Consider the following 2,148-nt stretch of genomic DNA (forward strand, 5'->3'; position numbering starts at 1 on the left):
TGAACCTACGCCTGGAACCTTTCGGCACGTTTCCATCTCCTTCGAACTGTTACCACCCTAGCGAGTGGTCTGTCCGGAATCTCTGGAGCACCTCATGGAGCTGACCGCCGACTACCTGGCCAAGCAGGAGGAGGAGAAGGAGCGTAACCGCGCCCAGCGGGAGCAGCAGCGTGAGGAGGAGGCCGCGCGCCGGGAGTTCGAGCGGGAGAAGGCCCGGCTGCGCAAGGAGGAGGCTCACTACAAGGCGGCGCTGGCCAAGCTGATCGTCAAGGGGGACGAGGCCGGAGCGGAGGAGCTGAAGGCGAAGCTGGAGGAGATCGGCGCGGCGGTCAGTGACGTGGAGGCGCGCGAGGCCAACGTCCGGGCGGGCTACGTGTACGTGATCTCCAACGTCGGCGCGTTCGGCAAGGACGTCGTCAAGATCGGCATGACCCGGCGCTTGGAGCCGGAGCACCGGGTGCGGGAGCTGGGGGATGCCTCGGTGCCGTTCAGGTTCGACACGCACGCACTGATCTTCAGCGACGACGCGGTCGGGCTGGAGGGGCGGCTGCACGCCGCGTTGAACGATCGGCGGGTCAATAGGGTCAATCTGCGGCGGGAGTTCTTCCGTGCCACGCCCGCGGAGGTCAGGGATCTGCTGGAGCAGATCGCGGGCCAGCATCTGCTGGAGTATCGGGACGTTCCCGAGGCTTTGGAGTGGCGGCAGTCGGTTCACGCAGCGGTGGGGGAGGGGGAGGTGCGCGTCTGACGGCATTGCCCGGGGGCACATCGGGGGCACATGGCGTTGGAAGACGGTGGAGGGCAGTGGCAGAGGACGGCAGCGTTATTGCAGGTCAGAGAGCAGGCCGCTGAGTGAGCCGCAGGTCAGAGGTGGGCGGGATCAGAACCCGGCCTATAGGCCGGTTGGCCTTGAGATCTAGGCTCGGTCTCATGGATCTGCCCGATCTTCCCCCTGGTACTCGTGTCAAGATTCACAGAGACCCTGAGTATGGTCCTGGTCCCTGGCCGGCGGAACCCACCGGGTCAGTGATCGACTCCTACGTGGACGAACAAGGCCCTGGCCGCGTTCTGCGCATGTACTGGGTGAAGTTCGATGAACCTCAGTACGACACAGATGGCGATGGACCCTACGAGTCCTCCCAGGTTGCGCACGTCTATATCGAGGCGCTGTCCACTGAGGGCGAGGACAGCTTTGGATAGGTGAGTGACGAACTGCGTGACGACGGCCACGGACGACCATGGACACTGGCGGACGACAGCAGACGATCCCCGCAGGTAAGAAGTCTGCAAGACCAGTTCGAGCAACTGTTGCCGTTGCCTGATAAGGAAGCGAGAGCAGGCAGGTGGAGCAACCACCGTCTACACGAGAACGAGGTAGTTCGTCATGCGGGCTCTCACTCGCGCAGCATTACCGGCTGCGATAACTGCGATCTTCGCCACCGCAAGCTGTGCGAATGGGGGTCCGCGGCTGGTGATTGGAGGCGAAATCGGGATCAACGTGGTGGAGCCTGCGGCTGGGGTCATTCTATCCAACACCATCGCGCACCGGCCCTACTCTTTGGGAGGCTGGGTAATGTGCCTGGACCGGCCCGGCTCTGTGACGATCGAGAAGGCCGAACTGATCCGCCCGCACAACGACATCCGCCTGGCGGCCTTCTCCTCGCGTCTCCAGGGCGATCACGAGAACCTGGGCAACGCCGAAGAGCCGCTGACCTCGCTTGGTTTCCCCGCGCACAGCCCGGCCGTCACCACTCCCTGTGACCAAGGCTGGCCCTACACCGAACTCGGCCTCCAGTACACCAAGAACAGCGATGCGACGGCTCGGGCGGAAGGCGTCCGTCTCACCTATATTTCGCAAGGCGAGCGGCGAGCCGTTGATTTCATGCTCGACGTCGAACTGTGCGCGCCCAAAGACACGCCCAGATGTAGGGGGATGGATGAAGACTGAACTCCTCCCGCTGATGAGGCCAGGAGGGTGCTCATACCACGCGCCGACACTCTTCCGTCGAGATCACGTCCGGGTGTGTCCAGTGTTAACGGCTCTGGGGGTATTCGGCTCTGTCCCGTATTCGGTGGTGGCGCTGCGTGACCGTTACTGCAGAAGAATGCGGTGGCGGAGTAGGTCAAACCCGGCCCTGCCGTGCATCT

At 63.6% G+C, this 2,148-nt stretch carries 2 protein-coding genes; both read left to right on the forward strand.

Annotation, left to right across the window (positions count from 1 at the left end; translation table 11 throughout):
- Window positions 1–94: 94 nt before the first annotated feature.
- Window positions 95–748: a GIY-YIG nuclease family protein gene (locus ACIN94_RS32765; protein ID WP_400714919.1), complete on the forward strand. Its 654-nt coding sequence runs from the start codon at window positions 95–97 to the stop codon at window positions 746–748.
- Window positions 749–1,597: 849 nt separating this feature from the next.
- Window positions 1,598–1,948 carry a hypothetical protein gene (locus ACIN94_RS32770; protein ID WP_400714922.1) on the forward strand — a complete coding sequence of 117 codons (351 nt, stop codon included), beginning with the start codon at window positions 1,598–1,600 and terminating at the stop codon, window positions 1,946–1,948.
- Window positions 1,949–2,148: the final 200 nt, after the last annotated feature.

This window comes from Streptosporangium sp. NPDC087985 (genome assembly GCF_044741965.1).
Lineage (GTDB): Bacteria > Actinomycetota > Actinomycetes > Streptosporangiales > Streptosporangiaceae > Streptosporangium.